The 18,540-nt window shown below is 45.3% G+C and carries 18 protein-coding genes and 1 pseudogene; 9 read left to right on the top strand and 10 right to left on the bottom strand.

From position 1 onward, the window contains the following. The first annotated feature begins 128 nt into the window (after positions 1-128). A complete protein-coding gene (locus NI461_RS11590) occupies positions 129-1,130 on the top strand; it encodes a glycosyl transferase family protein (RefSeq protein WP_253157356.1) in 1,002 nt (333 codons plus the stop codon). A 615-nt stretch (positions 1,131-1,745) separates the two neighbouring features. Here NI461_RS11590 and NI461_RS11585 read toward each other — a convergent pair. After that, positions 1,746-2,018 (bottom strand): DUF1315 family protein, encoded by a 273-nt coding sequence (locus NI461_RS11585; RefSeq protein ID WP_151205149.1) that lies wholly within the window; start codon positions 2,016-2,018, stop codon positions 1,746-1,748. 2 nt (positions 2,019-2,020) lie between these two features. Beyond that, entirely contained in the window at positions 2,021-2,959 is a 939-nt protein-coding gene (locus tag NI461_RS11580; RefSeq protein WP_151205150.1) for an NAD(+) kinase, read from the bottom strand. A gap of 475 nt (positions 2,960-3,434) precedes the next feature. Between NI461_RS11580 and mrcB the strand changes: the two genes are divergently transcribed. Together mrcB and NI461_RS11570 are read left to right on the top strand one after the other, a co-directional pair. Continuing rightward, positions 3,435-5,822, top strand: a complete 2,388-nt coding sequence (gene mrcB / locus NI461_RS11575) for a penicillin-binding protein 1B (protein ID WP_151205151.1) — start codon at positions 3,435-3,437, stop codon at positions 5,820-5,822. A gap of 14 nt (positions 5,823-5,836) precedes the next feature. Continuing rightward, the gene (locus NI461_RS11570) at positions 5,837-6,382 is read left to right on the top strand and encodes a tetratricopeptide repeat protein (protein ID WP_174659545.1); all 546 of its coding nucleotides are present in this window, start codon (positions 5,837-5,839) and stop codon (positions 6,380-6,382) included. 40 nt (positions 6,383-6,422) lie between these two features. Here the strand turns inward: NI461_RS11570 and NI461_RS11565 are convergent, their stop codons facing one another. Beyond that, complete coding sequence (locus tag NI461_RS11565) at positions 6,423-7,322, bottom strand: thiamine phosphate synthase (protein WP_174659544.1); 900 nt, start codon at positions 7,320-7,322, stop codon at positions 6,423-6,425. 138 nt (positions 7,323-7,460) lie between these two features. Between NI461_RS11565 and hemP the strand changes: the two genes are divergently transcribed. Next, positions 7,461-7,631 carry a hemin uptake protein HemP gene (hemP, locus tag NI461_RS11560; protein ID WP_151205563.1) on the top strand — a complete coding sequence of 57 codons (171 nt, stop codon included), beginning with the start codon at positions 7,461-7,463 and terminating at the stop codon, positions 7,629-7,631. Between the two features lie 64 nt (positions 7,632-7,695). Here the strand turns inward: hemP and NI461_RS11555 are convergent, their stop codons facing one another. From NI461_RS11555 to NI461_RS11540, 4 genes are all read right to left on the bottom strand, one after another. Then, positions 7,696-9,042, bottom strand: coding sequence for an ATP-binding protein (locus NI461_RS11555; protein ID WP_253157354.1), 1,347 nt, complete (start codon positions 9,040-9,042; stop codon positions 7,696-7,698). Between the two features lie 2 nt (positions 9,043-9,044). Beyond that, complete coding sequence (locus NI461_RS11550) at positions 9,045-9,710, bottom strand: response regulator transcription factor (RefSeq protein ID WP_253157352.1); 666 nt, start codon at positions 9,708-9,710, stop codon at positions 9,045-9,047. 135 nt (positions 9,711-9,845) lie between these two features. Next, complete coding sequence (locus NI461_RS11545; protein ID WP_151205562.1) at positions 9,846-10,211, bottom strand: NirD/YgiW/YdeI family stress tolerance protein; 366 nt, start codon at positions 10,209-10,211, stop codon at positions 9,846-9,848. A gap of 91 nt (positions 10,212-10,302) precedes the next feature. Next, the gene (locus tag NI461_RS11540; protein ID WP_253157350.1) at positions 10,303-12,060 is read right to left on the bottom strand and encodes a GspE/PulE family protein; all 1,758 of its coding nucleotides are present in this window, start codon (positions 12,058-12,060) and stop codon (positions 10,303-10,305) included. Positions 12,061-12,273: 213 nt separating this feature from the next. Between NI461_RS11540 and NI461_RS11535 the strand changes: the two genes are divergently transcribed. Beyond that, a complete protein-coding gene (locus NI461_RS11535; RefSeq protein WP_253157359.1) occupies positions 12,274-13,530 on the top strand; it encodes a DUF4010 domain-containing protein in 1,257 nt (418 codons plus the stop codon). 60 nt (positions 13,531-13,590) lie between these two features. On the opposite strand, the gene tsaA is transcribed toward NI461_RS11535, so the two are convergent. Continuing rightward, on the bottom strand, positions 13,591-14,295 hold the full coding sequence (gene tsaA / locus NI461_RS11530) for a tRNA (N6-threonylcarbamoyladenosine(37)-N6)-methyltransferase TrmO (RefSeq protein ID WP_253157348.1): 705 nt from the start codon (positions 14,293-14,295) through the stop codon (positions 13,591-13,593). A 105-nt stretch (positions 14,296-14,400) separates the two neighbouring features. Between tsaA and NI461_RS11525 the strand changes: the two genes are divergently transcribed. After that, on the top strand, positions 14,401-15,180 hold the full coding sequence (locus tag NI461_RS11525; protein WP_151204652.1) for a ferredoxin--NADP reductase: 780 nt from the start codon (positions 14,401-14,403) through the stop codon (positions 15,178-15,180). Between the two features lie 65 nt (positions 15,181-15,245). Here the strand turns inward: NI461_RS11525 and NI461_RS11520 are convergent, their stop codons facing one another. Continuing rightward, the gene (locus tag NI461_RS11520) at positions 15,246-15,866 is read right to left on the bottom strand and encodes a cation transporter (protein ID WP_151204653.1); all 621 of its coding nucleotides are present in this window, start codon (positions 15,864-15,866) and stop codon (positions 15,246-15,248) included. 86 nt (positions 15,867-15,952) lie between these two features. On the opposite strand from NI461_RS11520, the gene NI461_RS11515 reads away from it, so the two are divergent. The 3 genes from NI461_RS11515 to NI461_RS11505 all read left to right on the top strand — a co-directional run bounded on the left by NI461_RS11515 (position 15,953) and on the right by NI461_RS11505 (position 18,161). After that, positions 15,953-16,363, top strand: a complete 411-nt coding sequence (locus NI461_RS11515; protein WP_253157346.1) for a Cd(II)/Pb(II)-responsive transcriptional regulator — start codon at positions 15,953-15,955, stop codon at positions 16,361-16,363. A 149-nt stretch (positions 16,364-16,512) separates the two neighbouring features. Then, a complete protein-coding gene (gene yegQ / locus NI461_RS11510) occupies positions 16,513-17,904 on the top strand; it encodes a tRNA 5-hydroxyuridine modification protein YegQ (RefSeq protein WP_253157343.1) in 1,392 nt (463 codons plus the stop codon). A gap of 2 nt (positions 17,905-17,906) precedes the next feature. Then, positions 17,907-18,161: a YfhL family 4Fe-4S dicluster ferredoxin gene (locus NI461_RS11505; RefSeq protein ID WP_151204656.1), complete on the top strand. Its 255-nt coding sequence runs from the start codon at positions 17,907-17,909 to the stop codon at positions 18,159-18,161. Between the two features lie 218 nt (positions 18,162-18,379). On the opposite strand, the pseudogene NI461_RS11500 reads toward NI461_RS11505, so the two are convergent. Then, positions 18,380-18,540 (bottom strand): annotated as a pseudogene (locus NI461_RS11500) (pyridine nucleotide-disulfide oxidoreductase); the annotation flags it as partial.

Here is an 18,540-nt window from a genome sequence, read left to right as displayed (position 1 = left end):
AGACCCAATTAGACCTTAGTCGATAGTGAACTATATATTCCGGTTTATCGTATACTGAAATCCATCTCTAGATGAGTTGACATATTCTTTATCTTAATGATCATTTTTCAGGGCATGCCGAGTAAGTTATGAATAGCAAAAGAAATATTTATAAAGATTTTGAACATCCTTTTGCCCAGTTTGTACGGATTATTGGGAAAGGAAAAAATGGCGCACGCTCTTTAAGTTATGAAGAAGCCTATCAGGCTTTTAGCATGATTTTGAAAGATGAAGTACTGGATGTTCAACTGGGAGCCTTCTTAATGTTGCTTCGGGTCAAAGAAGAATCGGTAGATGAGCTGGCCGGATTTGTAAAGGCCACTCGTGATCAGCTTCATTTTAAAGCCCTGGAAGTTGATCTGGACTGGTCCTCTTATGCAGGTAAGCGCAAGCATTATCCGTGGTTTATTCTGTCTGCCTTAACTTTGGCCAAACATGGCTACAAGATAGTCATGCATGGTGCTTCCGGGCATACAATGAACCGGATCTATACTGAGCAAGTCCTGACTTACTTAGGCTATCCAATCTGTCAGGATGATCAGGACGTGGAGCAACAGCTTCAGCAACAGCATTTTGCTTATCTTCCCCTCGAAGTTATTTCACCAATTCTGGCCGATTTAATCACATTACGTAATATTATGGGCCTACGCTCCCCGATTCATACTTTGGCACGCCTGATTAATCCCTTTAACGCCAAAGCCACTTTACAGGCCATTTTCCACCCGGCTTATCGCAGTTCACATCAACAGGCTGCATTTAAACTGGGCTATCAGAACAGTGCAGTCATTAAAGGTGAAGGGGGCGAGTTCGAACGCAATCCGGATGCCAGAACTTTAATCTGCGGGATTAAAAATGGCGAACTTTACGAGCATGAATTGCCCAAATTGACTGATAACCGCAGTCCAACTGAGGAAGAGCTGGATCTGGAGGTTTTCAAAGCAGTTTGGGAAGGCAGGCAGCAACATGACTATGGGGAAATGGCGGTGACTGAAACCATGGGGATTGCGCTCTATACCATGGGTGTATGTGATAGTTATGCGGCCGCTATGCAGCAAGCGAAAACTCTGTGGGCGCAGCGCCATCCACTATAAAGTTTTTCCTTAATTTAACGGCGAATCGGCTCGTATGCTAAGCCTCTGCTGTAATCTGAACCGGCTGACATAAAGTGTGATGCCAACGTATAGAAACAGCAGCAGGTTCGCCGGTAAGTTGATCTTTCGGCCGCCCCATTATTCAGCTCAAAATAAATTGTGAGTTGAAGATCCTGTTTATGACCTTCTCATGAATACTCTAACGAGCAAAGAACATCAGGTACGGCTTCCCCTTCAGCACACCCTGATAAATTCCAATCATCTTGACGAAACAATCAGCATTTTTTTATTCAGTATCCTCTGGCCGAAATTGCGGCTGCTTACAGGCAGCAAAATTTTGATACTCTAGCCTGATGCCGAGCAGCTCCTGCATAAGCTGTAAGGCAGTGCCCGTCCATTTCTGGATAAAGACGACCTGGAGCAGGAAGAGCTGAATTATTATGACAATCATCTGAACTTTGAATTAGCTGATGAGATTAGCCAGTTTGAAGATGGGCAGCCGGTCAACATCTTGCATGGAAAGTTAAGTCTGGATTTCTGCGCCCATGAAAAAAGCATTGTGATGTTCACAATGCTTTTTTAGTTTTCAACACTTCTTTAAAATGTCGGGCCAGATTATACAAAACGGATCGGCTTGAATTCTGGTTCATTTTTGTGATGATCATCATCACATTGCTCACCTTCCTCTTTGGTCCCGCGGTCAATATAGCCACTACGTTCAGTTTCCGGCAGATGCTTAATTTCCCAGGCATAGACGGCTTGCATACAGGTCTGGCGCTGTTCTTCGGTTAATGCCACACCATTTGGCCATTTTCCAATCTCAATTGCTGTTCTCAGGCGCTCAACAATTTCAGGATTGAGTACGGCAAGCATTTGTTCAATATTCATGTTTAATCCTGCTTAAAATAATCAAAGTCCTGGTTCCAGCCCAGTTTGGTTCGACACGCATTATAGAAGTCATAACCTGGTGGATGCAGAAGATTCAGTTTAAATGGATGCTTACGAATATGGACGCTATCGTCAATATTCAAAGACACGCTGTGTTGTCCATCCGCACTTACCATCGGCAGTACGCGATTTTCACGAATTAGTAATTTCACTTCGCTATGCCCCCCCACCACAATCGGTCGGGAAGATAAAGTATGTGGATGCATGGGCACTAACACAATGGCATCCATACTTGGATTCAAAATGGGTCCACCACCAGACAAGGCATAAGCAGTTGAGCCGGTTGGAGTCGCTACGATCAAGCCATCACTGTGCTGACGGTAGACATACTGTCCATCAATATTCAGCTCAAAATCGATCATATGTACCGACTTACCCGAGTGTAAAACAATATCATTCAGGGCAATGGCATCGTAAATAATTTCGCCTTTGGAGCGGATTTCCACTTCTAGCAGAAAACGGCGTTCGGTCTGAAAATCCCCTTTTAACACCTGATCCAGCTTAAAGATCACTTCTGTAGGCTTGATATCAGTGAGAAAACCCAAACGTCCACGGTTTACTCCGATGACCGGGGTATTGTACTTGACCAGTGCACGTGCTGCATGCAGCAGTGAACCATCACCGCCTACCACAATCACCAGATCGACCACTTCACCCAGTAAGGCCCGGCTAACCGTTTGCGTATTCTGATAAGGCACCAGCTCAGCAGTGTCAGCATCAAATACCGGATGCAGACCGAGGTTCAGTAGATGATCATGGATAAGACATAAGGTTTCAACCACAGATGATTTATCAGGACGTCCTATTAACCCGATATTTCGAAATGTCTTATGGGAAATTTGCACCAGTATCGTCGCTCCATTACGAATCTTCGCTATCATAACATTAAGCCATACCCGGTTGACAATTTATAAAGCAGGCTGATTATGTCTTCGTTTCTTTGATATATATTTAAGATCCGTTGACACTTCATCTAACTGTGCAACCTTAAGAGAGATATCGCGCAAGATTTTTTAGCTGATATCAGGCCTGAGTTCAAAGATTTAGCCATTTTAAAGGCATGACCCCATAAACGAGATAGCAGCAAAAAACAGGTTTGTTCTGAAAGGCCATAGCGAAGACGCTCTCGGCTTTCATTATAAAACTTGGCAAGTCTGGTTATTTCTCTCATTTCATGCCTGGTGTACTCGGTTTTAGTTATAGCACACTGCATGTATAAACAGTGTCAACAGTCTCCAATTAAGGAGAAATTGTGGTTTTAGATTTTAATTTTAATCACAATACTTGAATAATTATTGCAAAATAATGAAAAGCTTCGCATGATTAGCACAATTTCACAGGATCTTATCATTATTTATGAAGTCTGAACGTGGCCTGGGTCTGCTCGCCTTACTCTTCTCCATTCTCGTCATTTCCGCCTTCGTTGCTTTTAGTATCTATTTGATTCGTCTAGATAATATAGTACGTGACAAGTTTGAAGGCCAGCGCTGGGATATTCCGGCTAAAGTATTTGCACGCCCGATGGAAGTTTATGTCAATGCGCCAGTCAGCCAGCAGGACGTACAGCAAGAATTAAAACTATTAGGTTATAAAAACTCTGACAGCTATGCCAAATCGGGCAGCTTTGTCAGTACGGGGAATATCTTATATGTACATACCCGTGGCTTTGATTTTGGTGACCGGGTTGAACCGGAACAAGTCCTAAAAGTCAGCTTCAATGGCGAACAGATCAGTGATGTCAGTGCAACCAAGCCTTCCAGCTCGGGAATTGCCCGTTTAGAACCTTTATTAATCGGTGGTATTTATCCGCAGCATAATGAAGACCGGGTTCTGATTAAGCTTAATAAGGTTCCTAAACCGCTGATTGAAGCACTCATTGCCACAGAAGACCGTAACTTCTACCATCATCATGGGGTGTCGCCGCGTGGTATTGCCCGTGCGGTGGTCAGCAATATTACCGGGGGTAAACGTCAGGGGGGTTCAACCCTGACCCAGCAACTGGTCAAGAACTTCTATCTCACCCCTGAACGCACCTTAAAGCGTAAGGTGAATGAAGCCTTTATGGCCATGCTGATTGAGTTGCACTACAGTAAAGATGAAATTCTGGAAGCCTATTTAAATGAGGTAAATCTGGGCCAAAACGGCAGTTATTCTATTAATGGTTACGGTCTGGCCTCACAGTTCTATTTTGGCCTTCCTCTACGTGAATTAAATATTTCCCAGCAAGCATTTCTGGTCGGTCTGGTCCAGGGCCCGAGTTTATATAACCCGTGGCGTAATCCAGAAGCTGCTAAAAAGCGTCGTGATATTGTCTTGAACAATATGCAAGTCATGGGTTATCTGACTCAGGAACAGTATGAAACTGAAACGGCACGTCCGCTGAATGTGATTGCCAAGCCGACCTTAGGTCCGGCGCGCTTCCCGGATTTTCTGGACATTGTGCGTCGTCAGCTGCGTACCGATTATCAGGAAGCCGATCTGACCAATCAGGGCCTGCGGATTTTCACGACACTTGATCCACTGGCACAAACGCGCATTCAGGAGAGTTTCAAAAATACGGTAAGCAGTTTAAGTAAATCTAATCCGCGTCGCCTGAAAGATTTACAGGGCGCTGTTTTGGTGGCACATCCTGAAAATGGTGAGCTGGTCGCAGCTGTCGGGTCTACTCAGGATTTTACCGGCTTTAACCGTGCGCTGGATGCCAAGCGTCAGGTCGGTTCTTTATTAAAACCGGTCATTTATCTCACTGCTTTGGAGTCTAACCGCTATCACTGGGCCAGCCCGATTGAGGATAGCCAGCTCAGTATACAAAGTGATGGCAAAGCCTGGACTCCTAAAAACTATAGTGGGCGTGAATATGGTGTGGTGCCGATGGTACAAGCCCTGTCTCAATCCTATAACCTGTCTACGGTACGTTTAGGACAAGAATTCGGTCTATCCTCCTTTATCAATCATCTGAAAAAATTTGGTGTGAGCTCGGATATTCCATCTTATCCATCGATCTTTTTAGGTGCGGTCGATCTGTCACCGATGGAAGTGATGAACATTTATGGCAACTTCGCGACTGGCGGGTTTAAATATCCGGTCAAAGCGATTCGCTCAGTGGTGGATGCCAATGGCAAATCTCTGGATCGCTATAGCCTGGATGTACAGCCGACGATTAATCCGGCATCGGCCTATGCGCTGAATTATGGCTTGCAGCAGGTTATGAATAGCGGGACTGGCCGTGCAGCCTATAACAGCCTGCCACGTAGCCTGAATCTGGCCGGAAAATCGGGAACCACCAACGACACACGTGACTCCTGGTTTGCAGGGTATTCCGGTAACTATATGGCTGTGGTCTGGTTGGGCTTAGATGATAACAAGACAACCGGTTTAACCGGTTCTTCAGGTGCCCTGCCGGTTTGGACCAATGTGATGAAGCAGCTGCGTCAAAAACCGGTTAATCTGGCACAACCGAATGAGATTCAATGGCACTGGCTAGACCGCTATACAGGACAGTTATCTGCACAAGGTTGTGAAGGTGCCATGTATATTCCAATCTCCAGCCATGCCATACCGAATCAGGCTACGGCGTGTGGTATATCGCACTATGCCACTGAACCTTATACCATTGACTCAGAACCTGCTGAAACTGAAGAAATGGATGAAATCAGCCGCTATATACAAGAAACTGAAACAGAAATAGAACGTGATCTGTCTAGCGAAACCCGTATTATCTCGAGTGGAAGTTATAGTCAATAATTGAGCCTGTCATCATGTTAGATAAAGTCATTCCTGGTCTGCTCATTCTCGGTCTGGTGGGCTGCCAGACCATTTCTGAACCAGAGCAGCCTCTTACCCCGGCTAAACCGGCACAGGAGCAGCCGAAAGTTGCCACACCGGATGGTGTGGTGATTCGTCCTTATGAGCGCCCGGAAATTAAACGCCAGAAGATTATCCTTCCTGAGCAGAAACCACAGGCACAAAAATTTAATGATGGCCGCAATCTGCCTGCCTTTAAAAAGCTGATGCAACAAACCCAGAAAGCGTATAGCAAGCAGCAGTTTGCTCAGGCTGAAACCACTGTATTGCAAGCCCAGCGTCTGGCACCTCAAGCGCCTGAAACCTATCTCTATCTGGGAATGATTGCCAACCGCACCAACCAGCCCGCCCGCGCCGATGCTTTTGCTTTGCGTGGTCTGAGTTATGCCCAGTCCAAGGCCATGAAAAAGCAGCTCTGGCAAGTTCGCCTGAAAGCGGCTCAACAGCAGAAAAATAGCACAGCCATTCAGCAAGCCCGCCAGGCCCTCAGCAAATATTAGGGCCTGCTTTGGCAAATACTGAACGCTGTATGTGAATGTCTTACATATGGCGAATTCCGGCAATGCCATAAGCATGTTGAGCTTGTGCATAGCTCAGATCTTCCGCTTTCATCCCGCCAAGGGCGAATACCGGAATTTGTACCTGTTCTGCCATCTCCTTGAACTGCTCCCAGCCGAGTGCAGGGGTATCGGGATGTGTCGCTGTGGCCAGCACTGGACTGAGTAAAGCCGCCTCACAGCCAATCTGCTGCGCCTGGATTAATGCCTTCAAGTCATGACAGGCAGCAATATAGCGGTAACCACAGTGAAGCTCCCCTTTTTGCAAGGCCATTAATTGCGACTGTTTTAAATGAATGCTGCGAATGGTGTGCTGCTGTAATTCATTCAATTGCTCCCACATAGCCTGATTAACGATCAATTTAGATAGCTGCTCAATCGGCAGTTGTTGCAGTTGCATTACTCGCTCAGGACTGGCCTCTGCCCGCCAATACAGCATTTGATTGGCCTCAAGATGATTTAAAACATTCAGGTTGTCAGAAATTTTTATTCTCTGTGGCCATTGCAGCTTTTGAATCATGGCCTGATTGGCTTTAGGAAAATTCAGCTGGCTGAGCTGTTCACGACGATACCAGCCCCAAGGTGCTTTGATGTGCGCCAACTGTTCAGATGACACCGAGCTATGGAAAATATGTAAATTGACAATGACATCTTCATATTCATGCAAAATAAAATCAAATGCATGCCAGACATCTAGATCAATTCCCACCTCTTCAAGAACCTCACGTCGACATGCCTCAAGCGGTGATTCACCTTGCTCTACTTTACCGCCTGGAAATTCAGACTTGTTCCCCTGATGTTGCTCGGCTTCACGCCAGCCAACCAGGATCTGATTTTGATAAAACAAGATAGCAATTGCGACATGAATGGTAGGTTTAGACATAATATGATGAACCATGAAAGTTTTACAGATTGTAAGCAAGTTAGAGCTTTTTATAAATTATTCAATATTCCGTTGACAGACCAATTTGATAATGATTATCATTTAAACCAATCCAAAATACACCACGGAGTCGATGGAATGAATGCACCATTTAGCTTGTTTACTCGCAATACCGAAACTCACCATACCTTGCCCATGCTGCACTCAAATAATCTTTTTGCTCTTGGCCGTGAAATCCGAATCATGCATGCTGGTGAGGAATACCGTTTGCGTCTGACTCGCAACAACCGACTCATTCTTACTAAATAATTAGCATAGTTCAATAATAACCAACGTGGGAACAAGCAGTATGAATCAGCCCCTACTGCTTTTTTTATTGGCATGACTTTAAATTCTGCGCCTGACCTGCAAAGCTTAATGACACTTTCAGCCCGCCCAAATCTGAAGCTGCATAATCTATTCTGGCCGCATGCAGCTGCATAATCTTTTGACAAATAGACAAGCCCAAGCCTGAACCTTGCGTTTGAGTGCCCAAGGCACGATAGAAACGCTCACCCAAACGTTCTATGACTTCAGCCGTCATACCCTCACCTGAATTTTCGATCAGCAACTGGATCTGCTGTTGCTGGATATTGGTTCGAATGTCCACCTGTCCTTGGACTGGTGTGTAACGGATGGCATTATCCAGCAGATTGCGGATACAACTAAAAATGAGTTCTGCATTGGCTTCAATCACGGCATCTTCAAGCCATAAATTCCAATGGATGTTTTTTTCCTGAGCCACTGGTTGTAAGGCTTGCAAAGCATCCTGAACCAGAAGTTTAAGATTGACCACCTGTTTGGGTAGTTGCTCTGCCCGCTCCGGATCGAGTCGTGCCAGCAAGAGCAGATTTTCCAGTACCAGCGTGCCGCGATTGACATCATTTTGGATCAGCTGCAAGGCATGAGCTAATGATGCATCATCTTGATATTGACGTTTCAGCACCTGTAAGCGCATCTGAATTGCAGAAAGTGGCGAACGCAGTTCATGGGAAGCATCTGCGGTAAAACGCTGTTCGGCAGTCAGTGATTTTTCCAGCCGGCCGAGCATGGCATTCAACTGACGTACAATCGGCTGCAGCTCCGTAATTTCAGGTTCCGGACGATGGATCGGGCTGAGGTCCTGAGCAGATTTGAATGCAATGGCCCGGGAAATTTTATTTAACGGCCTTAACTGACGTTTGATCGCAATATATAAAATTAACCATTGTAATAACCATAACACCAGTAAAATACCAAGAAAACTTAAAGTCGTTTGCCAGAGTTCTTCAAAGCGTACCGACAGCGGCTGTACTACCTTAACCTGCAAGCCGTCATCTTCAGCGTTAAGAATCCGAATAAAATGGCCTTGTTCATAAGCAAAGTGAAAGCCGTTTTTTTGCACAAGCGGTATTTCAGTTAATAGTTCATGCTCAACCGAAGTGGTAAGAATCTTCTGATCCAGTAATAAAGCATACTGGATGTCAAACTGCTCACTAATTTCATCCACCTGGGTATCTTTCATCTGGGTCAGATCGCCCAATAGAAGCTCGGAAATCTGCTGCATCAGGTCATCATGCAGCTGGATCGCCTGATAACTGGAGATTCCCAAAGAGAGCAACCACGCCAACAGCCCCGCCAATACAGAACTGAACAGAGCGTGTTGAATCAATCGGGTTTGCAGGGAAATAGACGCTGACATAATTATGTTTCTGGTTTATACATGCGATAACCCAAACCGCGAAGGGTTTTAATCATCTGGCTGCCGATTTTTTTACGCAACTGGTAAATAAATACTTCGATGGCATTACTTTCAATTTCATCACCCCAGGCATATAGCGACTCTTCCAGCTGTTCACGGGTGACGATATGTTCAGGCTGCTGCATCAGTTTATACAGAATCTGGAATTCCTTTGCCGTCAGGCTAATATTCTGACCGGCTTTGTGCAGGGTCTTGGCCTGAGTGTCGAGACTGAGATCCTGCCAGTGCAGAATATGATTCGGCGTTTGCTGTCGAAGTCTGAGCTGGGCGCGCACCCGGGCCGACAACTCTTCCAGACTAAAAGGTTTGACCAGATAATCATTGGCGCCTAAGTCTAGCCCTTCTACCCGATCATCAATACTGTCTTTGGCGGTAATAAAAATCACCGGTGTATCCTGCTGTTTATTGCGCAAGTTTTTAAGAATGTCGTCTCCAGTAGCATTCGGCAGACCACGATCCAGTAAAATGCAGTCATACTGGTGCTGCTCAATTGCCAGAATCGCATGATCACCGCGCTCGACCCGGTCAATCACATAGCCATCCATCTCCAGCCAGGTCTGGATACTGTCTGCCTGAGAGGAGTCATCTTCCGCCAAAAGAATACGCATACTTTGCTCCGTTTGCTTCCTTGTTCTATCTTGCCTTGAAAAAGTTCCAGACTCAAAAAAACCACATGCTTTTTGGTAACTTGCATGTGGTTTTTTGTTGCTGTGTTCAAGCTGGTTCCAGCAAATCAGGCGATATTAGAAACGAACCTGATCAACCTCAATTTCAACACGTTTGGCCGGTTTATAATCAATGTCAATTTCACCGGTGATGATTACCGGTGTTTTGGCTGAAATTGGTTTACCCTGCCAAAGTTCGTCATCAATCTCAACCGTAATGGTTCCGGTGCTGTCACGGAACTGGTATTTTTCATCACCGACTGCTTTGACTACATACCCTTTCAGCTGGACCTTGCTGTCATCTTTCATGGCCAGCGCCTGCTTGACCGTAGTCGATTGAGCAAAAGCGGCCTGATTCACAGCGGTGTCACTACTTGCTATCGTAGCGGTGGCAATAGAACCCATCAATGCAGCTGCCAGAACTGTATTTATCATCATTTTCATTGCAGTTACCTCTTTAAAGTTGCCTTATTTCGATGATGCTATTAAAACAGCCGAAGATGAATTGAATCTTAAGATGGCTTCATTTTTAAAATTAAGTTAAAGGCACGACTCTGAGGACTTCTTCCAGTGTGGTCACACCTTCCAGAATCTTACGCGCCCCGGCAATTCTGAGCGGCTCTACTCCTTCCTTTTTCGCCTGCTGACGCAACTGGTTCAGGTTCGCATCGGCCCCGATCAGCTGTTTGGTGGCCAGACTCAATGGCATAAACTCATAAATCCCGATACGGCCTTTGTAGCCGGTATGCCGGCATTCTTCGCAGCCCACCGCCTTAAAGACAAATTCCGGTCGTGGCAAAGGATAATCCGTGGCTAGATGTTGCCATTCCTGTTCATTCAGGAAGCTTTCCTGCTTGCAATGCGGGCAGAGTTTTCGTACCAGACGTTGAGCGAGAACACCCAAGATCGTTGCGGCAGTCAGAAAGGGTTGCACCCCCAGATCGTGCAAACGGGTCAGACTCGACGGTGCATCATTGGTATGCAAGGTGGATAGCACCAAGTGACCGGTCAGTGCCGCCTGAATCGCCATATTGGCAGTGTCCTGATCACGAATCTCCCCGACCATGATAATGTCCGGGTCCTGACGCATCAGTGCACGCACCCCGTCCGCAAACCCCAAATCGATGCCGTTATTAACCTGCATCTGGTTAAAGCTCGGCTCCAGCATCTCGATCGGATCTTCAATGGTGCAGACATTCACCTGCTCCGTCGCCAGCTGCTTCAAGGTTGAATATAAGGTGGTGGTTTTACCGGAACCCGTTGGCCCGGTCACCAGAATAATGCCATGACTGTGGTTGGTCAGATTATTCCAGTCATTGAGCAAATGCCCTTCAAAACCGAGTTGCTGAAAACTCCTGACCAGCACTTCCGGATCGAAAATACGCATTACCAGTTTTTCACCAAATGCCGTCGGCAAAGTTGACAGACGCAGTTCAGTTTCCTGTCCTTTGGGTGTCCGGGTTTTCAGGCGGCCATCTTGTGGTTTACGTTTTTCCGCCACATTCATCCGGCCCAGAATCTTGATCCGGGAAATGACCGCGGTCAGTGTATTGGCCGGCATGTTGTAAATGGTATGCAGTACACCATCGATCCGAAAACGAATCTTGCCCGTATCTTTGCGCGGTTCCATGTGAATATCACTGGCGCCCTGTTCAAAGGCAAATTGCAGCACCCAGTCCACCAGTTTGACAATATGCTGGTCATTGGCATCCGGGTTTTGTGAATCGCCCAGCTGTAATAAGGCTTCTACGCCTTTATTTTCCCGGTCATAGGCTGATGATTTCTGTGAACCGCTGACTGCGCGACTGACCTGATAATATTCAGTAATATAACGTTGTAGCTGTTCTGGATTTAGCAGTACCCGTTGTATTTTTTTCGGGGAAATATTCTGCTCGAGATTCGACACCCATTCAGTTTTATAAGGCTGATCCGTGGCAATCAGGACTTTATCTGCCTGAATCTCAACGGCCAGAATATGGTTACGCAGGGCATATTCCTGTGACATAACATGGGTCAATGCCTGTACGTCCGCTTTTAAAGGATCGATGATATAGAACATTAATCCGGTTTTTTCTGCCAACCACTGACATAGACGGTTTAGTGTAAGGGTGCTTTGAGGATGAGACTGATCGACCAGATTAAAATGCGCAATCCATTGCAAAGGATGCCATTTAATCTGTTCACGCTGGCGATGGGTGGTCTGAACCCGCATCCGGTCGCGTTCAGTTATTTTGCCATCTTTTAATAACTGGTCTAAGCACCAGCCTGTATCAATTTCAAAATCAAAGTTCATGTTTTATTGCTCCCCAAAGCAGTATTCACTATAACAAGTTTTTCTTGTTTTTCGCATTTTGTGTCTGCATGTCATGGTTGAGCGGCAGATTTTCACAGCAATTCATCTTCACGCCTGCTGAGTATTTCAAAATATAATTTTTTCCTGCTTGTTCATAGTTTAGTTTATCGCCTATATTTCACACAGACCGTCTTTTAAATGACTGAGACCAATATGGATTTTAGTGTGGTGCCTCTCAATAGCAGCGGTTCTTTTCAGGAACTGCTGACTATCCTCACTTCGGCGCTTGGCTGTGGTTTGCTGATTGGCCTGGAACGTGAGCGGCATAAACAGCGTGAACAACAGCCCAGCTTTGCCGGATTACGCTCTTTTGTCCTCTGTGCCTTGTTGGGTGCGCTGTGTTTTTTATTTGGCATGAATATTGGTCTGACAGGCGCCCTGTTAGTCGGTGGAATGGTCATGTTTTCCCTTCGAAACCAGCTGCAAGATCCCGGAATTACCACAGAACTGGCCTTTATGATGACCTATTTTATTGGGGCCATGTGCCTGTGGAATATTCCGCTGGCCGCAGGACTGGCGGTCTTGGTCACGATTATTCTGATGGCCAAACACTCCATGCATAATATTGCCGGACAATGGATTAGCGAAGCTGAATTTAGAGATGGCATACTTTTACTGGCACTCATTCTGATTGCTTTACCGCTGACACCTGATAAGCCCTTATGGGGCGAAGTCCTGAATCCGCATCTGATTTTAAGACTGTTGACTTTGATCTTAGTGGTACAGGCTCTTGCGCATATTGCCAAACGCTTATTGTCGAGTAAAAATGCCTTGATGCTGTCGTCTATTGCTTCGGGCTTCGTTTCTAGTACTGCGACTATTGCGCATTTGGGTTTACAGGTACGTAAAACTAAAGTGGATGCCAAATCGAATGCGGGTGCCGCACTGATGTCCTGTATCTCAACCCTAGTGCTACTGTTGGTTGTGGTGGGGGGTGTATCCTTAAGCTGGCTGAGAATTCTGTTCTTGCCTACCTTGGTCGCTGGGGCAATTCTGGCAGCCTGTGCATTTTTATTACTGCGCAAGGCTAAACCGAGTCCAAATCTGGAATCTTCGGACAGCCGGATGTTTAGCTTAAAGGAAGCAGTAATTATTGCGGTGACTTTAACCCTGATTCAGGCTGGAGTTTATGGACTGGAACAGCTGTTGGGAAATGCCGGCTTACTGGCCGGCACCTTGCTCGCCTCGCTGTTTGAAATTCATGCTGCCATGGCTGGTGTCACCGTTCAGGGAGATCCTTCAAATAGTCACTTGATTTATGCTCTGCTTTTGGGACTCGGTGCCCATGCACTGGCAAAATCGGTCAATGCGGCGCTGACTGGCGGCGTTAAATTTGCCCTGTATTTTGTTCCGGTACAAATCCTGCATATGGCAGTGTTGATTGGTTTGATGTGGTGGATGGTTTTTTAATATACCACCACAAACTCGATATTGAGAACCAATTGTTTAGGTTCTAAGTCATACAGGAGCTTATAGCTCCTGTATGACTATACAGCTTTGCTGAAAGTTAAACTTCACATCTAAGTCAGCAAACTTCATCCCATACATCCGTTCTTCATCATCCTGATAGGCGGGCCTTGGGTCCAGAGATAATACTTCCTCTAGCTCTTGAAAAGTATGGGGTAAGATTTTCTGAGCCGCCAGTAAAGCCTGCTTTTGCTGTTCTGCCTTATCACTCCAGATCACAACTTTACGGGCTGGTTCTTCCTGGGCATAACCACTTTGCGCATCAACCAACGCATCCGAATATTGAATATAAGGCTTAATATCAATAATTGGCGTCCCATCTAGCAGGTCACTACCCGTAACATACACACGGACATTTTTACCCACTTTTTGCACGTCTTTCAGTTTTACAACCGATAAACCGAGCGCTGCAGGACGATACATGCTCCGGGTCGCAAATACCCCAATTTTTTTATTCCCTCCCAGACGCGGTGGCCGTACCTGCGGACGAAACTGGCTATGCTGCTGGTTCTTGTTCGCATGAAACTGCCAGACCAGCCACAGATGACTAAATGCGTCAATTCCTTCAAATGCCAGCAGATCATTATAAGGGCCAGTCATTTCAATATAACTCTCCACCTGAACCAGATTAGGCTGACGAGGAATACCAAATTTTTCTTTGTAAGGAGAACGCATATAGCCAATAATCGGCATTTTCAACCCAGTCATAATAACTTTTTCTGATAAGCTCAATTAAATATATTCAGTTTATCGAGAATGATTTTAGATTAGAATAGCAAGCTGTTCTAATTTGATAATTTATTGAGACCTTTAATGGCTGCTTTTAACGTCGAAAAGATTACTCACGTCCACCACTGGAATGATACTTTATTCTCTTTTAAAACGACTCGCGACACTGCACTGCGTTTTAAAAACGGTCAGTTTGTGATGATCGGCCTTGAAATGAACGGCAAGCCGTTAATGCGTGCATATTCGATTGCAAGCGCAAATTATGAAGAAGAATTAGAGTTTTTCTCTATTAAAGTACCTGATGGCCCGCTGACTTCGATCCTGCAAAAAGTAAAAGTGGGAGATGAGATCCTGGTGTCTAAAAAGCCGACAGGTACACTGGTTCTGGATGACCTGAACCCGGGTAAAAACCTGTATCTGCTTTCTTCGGGTACAGGGCTTGCACCGTTCCTGGCAACGATTCGCGATCCTGAAACGTATGAGCGTTTTGAAAAAGTTATCGTGGTTCACGGAACGCGCTTCATTTCTGAACTGGCTTATCAGGACCTGATTCTGAACGAACTTCCGAACCATGAGTTCTTTGAAGAGCTGGGTATTCGTGAAAAACTGGTTTATTACCCAACCGTAACCCGTGAAGAATATCCGAACCAGGGCCGCGTAACGACTGCGATTGAAAGCGGTGAGCTGTTTGAAAAAATCGGGCTACCACGTTTCAATCCTGAAACTGACCGTGCGATGCTTTGCGGTAGCCCGGCCTTCCTTGATGATGTTGCCGCACTGCTAGACCAGCATGGCTTAAAAGAATCTCCTCGTATGGGTGTTCTAGGCGATTACGTAATTGAACGTGCTTTTGTGGAAAAATAAGATTTCGATTCTTTAGAAGCATACTCAAAAAAACCGAGCTGTTTAGCTCGGTTTTTTCATACAGATTAAACCACTGTATAATTTTTTCTTTCATTGATCGCTTGTTTAACGATCTGATAGCCTGCAGTTAATCCTAAACTGGCCATAATGACTGCCACAATGATATCCGGCCATAAACTGCCTGTACCCAATACCCCAATTGCAGCCAGAATCACCGCGACATTACCAATCGCATCATTTCGGCTACACAGCCAGACTGATTTCATATTGGAGTCCCCATCACGAAAGGCATAGAGAATTACTGCGGTAGTGACATTGGCAATCAAGGCGGCCACTCCAATTACACCCATCGTAATGGCTTCAGGCGGAATACCCTGAAGATAGGCATAAATCACCTTGCCAATCACGACAATACCAAATAAGGCCATGGTCACCCCTTTTAGCAGCGCGACGGTTGCACGCCAATACAGACTTGCACCTAATACCGCAAGTGAAATGCCGTAATTGACTGCATCTCCAAAAAAGTCCAGCGCGTCTGCCCATAATGCCGATGAATGTGCATAGGTCCCACCTATCAGCTCCACCACGAACATGGCAAGGTTAATGAACAGGGCAATCCACAATGCCGTTCTAAATTTGCTGTTGGGCTTGGGAGGAGCAGGTTCATGACTACAACTACAGGCCATTATAATCTCCAGTGTTTTTATCTAAAAAAATAGGTTAGATTAATTAGAAACTATGGAGTAACTCCAAGGTCAAGCCCGGAATAAAAATGTCTTTATATTTAATTTCAGAAGTCGCCCAAAAAGCCGGTTTCAGCACCGACACTGTCCGCTTTTATGAAAAAAAAGGCCTGATTCAGCCGAATTTTCGAGCAAGCAATCAGTATCGTTATTATACGGAAGATGCTCTTAAACGCTTAATTTTTATCAAGCGTTGTCGTGCCTTAGGTATGTCCCTAAAAGAGATTGAACATCTGATTCAACTAGAACAAAATCCGGATCAGGACTGCTGTGCAGTCAATCAGCTTATCGACCGGCATCTCTCAGATGTTTCTAACAAAATTAAAGAGTTATATATATTTAAACAGCAATTAAAGGCACTGCGGGAAAGCTGTAACACCCCGACCACTATCGACCATTGCCAGATTCTAAAAATGCTGGAAGCAGGTGAAGCTAACTGAATTTACTTTCCATTTTTAAGGTAATGACTGCTGTATATTTAGCTCAAAATTTAAGCACCATTGGCCAATTCCGAGTTATTTACTAGGTTGAATCCTGTTTTTAGATGATTAGAATAAAGCCATACTTTTTCTATGTCTTTTGATCAAGCATGAGCATCACGACCGTTACAGAACTTCTCTCACCTGCTGGCTCACTCAAAAATATGTGCTACGCTTTTGCTTATGGTGCAGATGCAGTCTATGCAGGACAGCCGCGTTATAGTCTGCGTGTTCGTAACAATGAATTTGATCATGACAATCTTGCGATTGGCATTCGAGAAGCCCATGAACTGGGTAAGAAATTTTATGTGGTGGTCAATATCCAGCCTCACAATTCTAAACTAAAAAATTTTATCCGCGACCTGGAACCTGTCGTAGCCATGCAGCCAGATGCTCTGATCATGTCGGATCCCGGTCTGATCATGCTGGTACGGGAACATTTTCCGCATATGGATATTCACCTGTCTGTGCAGGCCAATGCCGTGAACTGGGCAACCGTCAAATTCTGGAAGATGATGGGACTCACCCGTGTCATTCTGTCACGTGAACTGTCCATTGAAGAAATCTCAGAAATCAAACAGCAAGTGCCGGATATGGAAATTGAAGTTTTCGTTCATGGGGCATTATGCATGGCCTATTCAGGACGCTGCATGTTATCCGGTTACATGAACAAACGGGATGCCAATCAGGGTGCCTGCACCAATGCCTGCCGCTGGGAATATAAAGTTCTCGATGCCAAGGAAGATGAAACTGGCGATGTCATTCCGGTGAAAAACCTGGATTCAGGCTGCTGCTCCAAAGATGCCGACGCAGCACATCTGCAGGCACAACACCAGTTCAATGAGCCAGTGCTGTTACAGCGCAACGAAGAAGACATGTTTGCCGCCGAAGAAGATGAACACGGCACTTACTTTATGAATTCCAAAGATCTGCGTGCCGTACAACATGTCGAACGTCTCACCAAAATTGGTGTACATTCCTTAAAAATTGAAGGTCGGACCAAGTCTTATTTCTACTGCGCCCGTACTGCACAGATTTATCGTCAAGCGATTGATGATGCACTGGCAGGCAAACCCTTTGATCCATCACTGATGACTCAGCTTGAAGGCCTGGCGAATCGTGGTTATACCGAAGGTTTCCTGCGCCGTCATGTGCATAGCGAATATCAAAACTATGAGAATGGTTCATCCAGTTTCGATCATCAGCAGTTCTGTGGCGAAGTGCTGGAACATAATGGCGACTACATCAAAATTGATGTAAAGAACCGTTTTGTGGTGGGTGATTCATTGGAGCTGATGACTCCTCAAGGCAACATTACCTTTACTTTAACTGAGATGAAAGACAAAAAAGGTAATCTGATTGAAGATGCTAAAGGCTCAGGTCATATCGTCGAGATTCCGGCCCCAGCAGATGTAAATATGCAATATGCCCTGCTCATCCGTAATCTGCCCAGTTCGACTGTAGACATTTCAGCCTCTTCACTGGCGTATCGGGCGAGTTAAGCATGGCACTACTGATTACCGATAAATGTATCAATTGCGATATGTGTTTAGCAGAATGTCCGAATGAAGCGATTTATGAGGGTGACAAAGTCTATGAAATTGATGTCAACCGTTGTACCGAATGTGTCGGTTTTTACGAACATCAGACCTGTGTGGATGTGTGCCCAATTGAATGCATCATTCCACATCCTGAACACCGTGAAACAGCGGAACAGTTGCTACAAAAGTTTAAGGGCTTAAACCTGTTTAATGCCTAATACAGATCACCTTGGGGAAAGCATAATAAGAAGGGTTATAAAACAAAAAAGATAAGAAACAGCGCAATGTGCTTGGGGACACATGCAGCTGATTCAATAATAAAAAGATAAAAAAAGGAACTCTGGAGTTAGCATCCAGAATTCCAATAAAAAAGAACAATAACAATATTGTTCGTGATCTGGCACCGGGAACTTGGGGATTCCTGGTGCCATTTTCTTTATTGTCCTGAGCGTATCATGTAATCGAAAGCAGACAACGAGGCTTTTGCACCTTCACCAGTGGCAATAATAATCTGCTTGTAGGGAACTGTAGTACAGTCACCCGCAGCAAACACACCTTTCATGCTGGTTTCATTGCGCTCATTGATCACAATCTCAC

Source organism: Acinetobacter sp. S4400-12, assembly GCF_024129495.1.
In the GTDB taxonomy this organism is placed as follows: Bacteria; Pseudomonadota; Gammaproteobacteria; order Pseudomonadales; family Moraxellaceae; genus Acinetobacter; species Acinetobacter lwoffii_C.
Note: the sequence above shows the minus strand (reverse complement) of the source record. Positions and strands in the feature narration are given on the sequence as shown.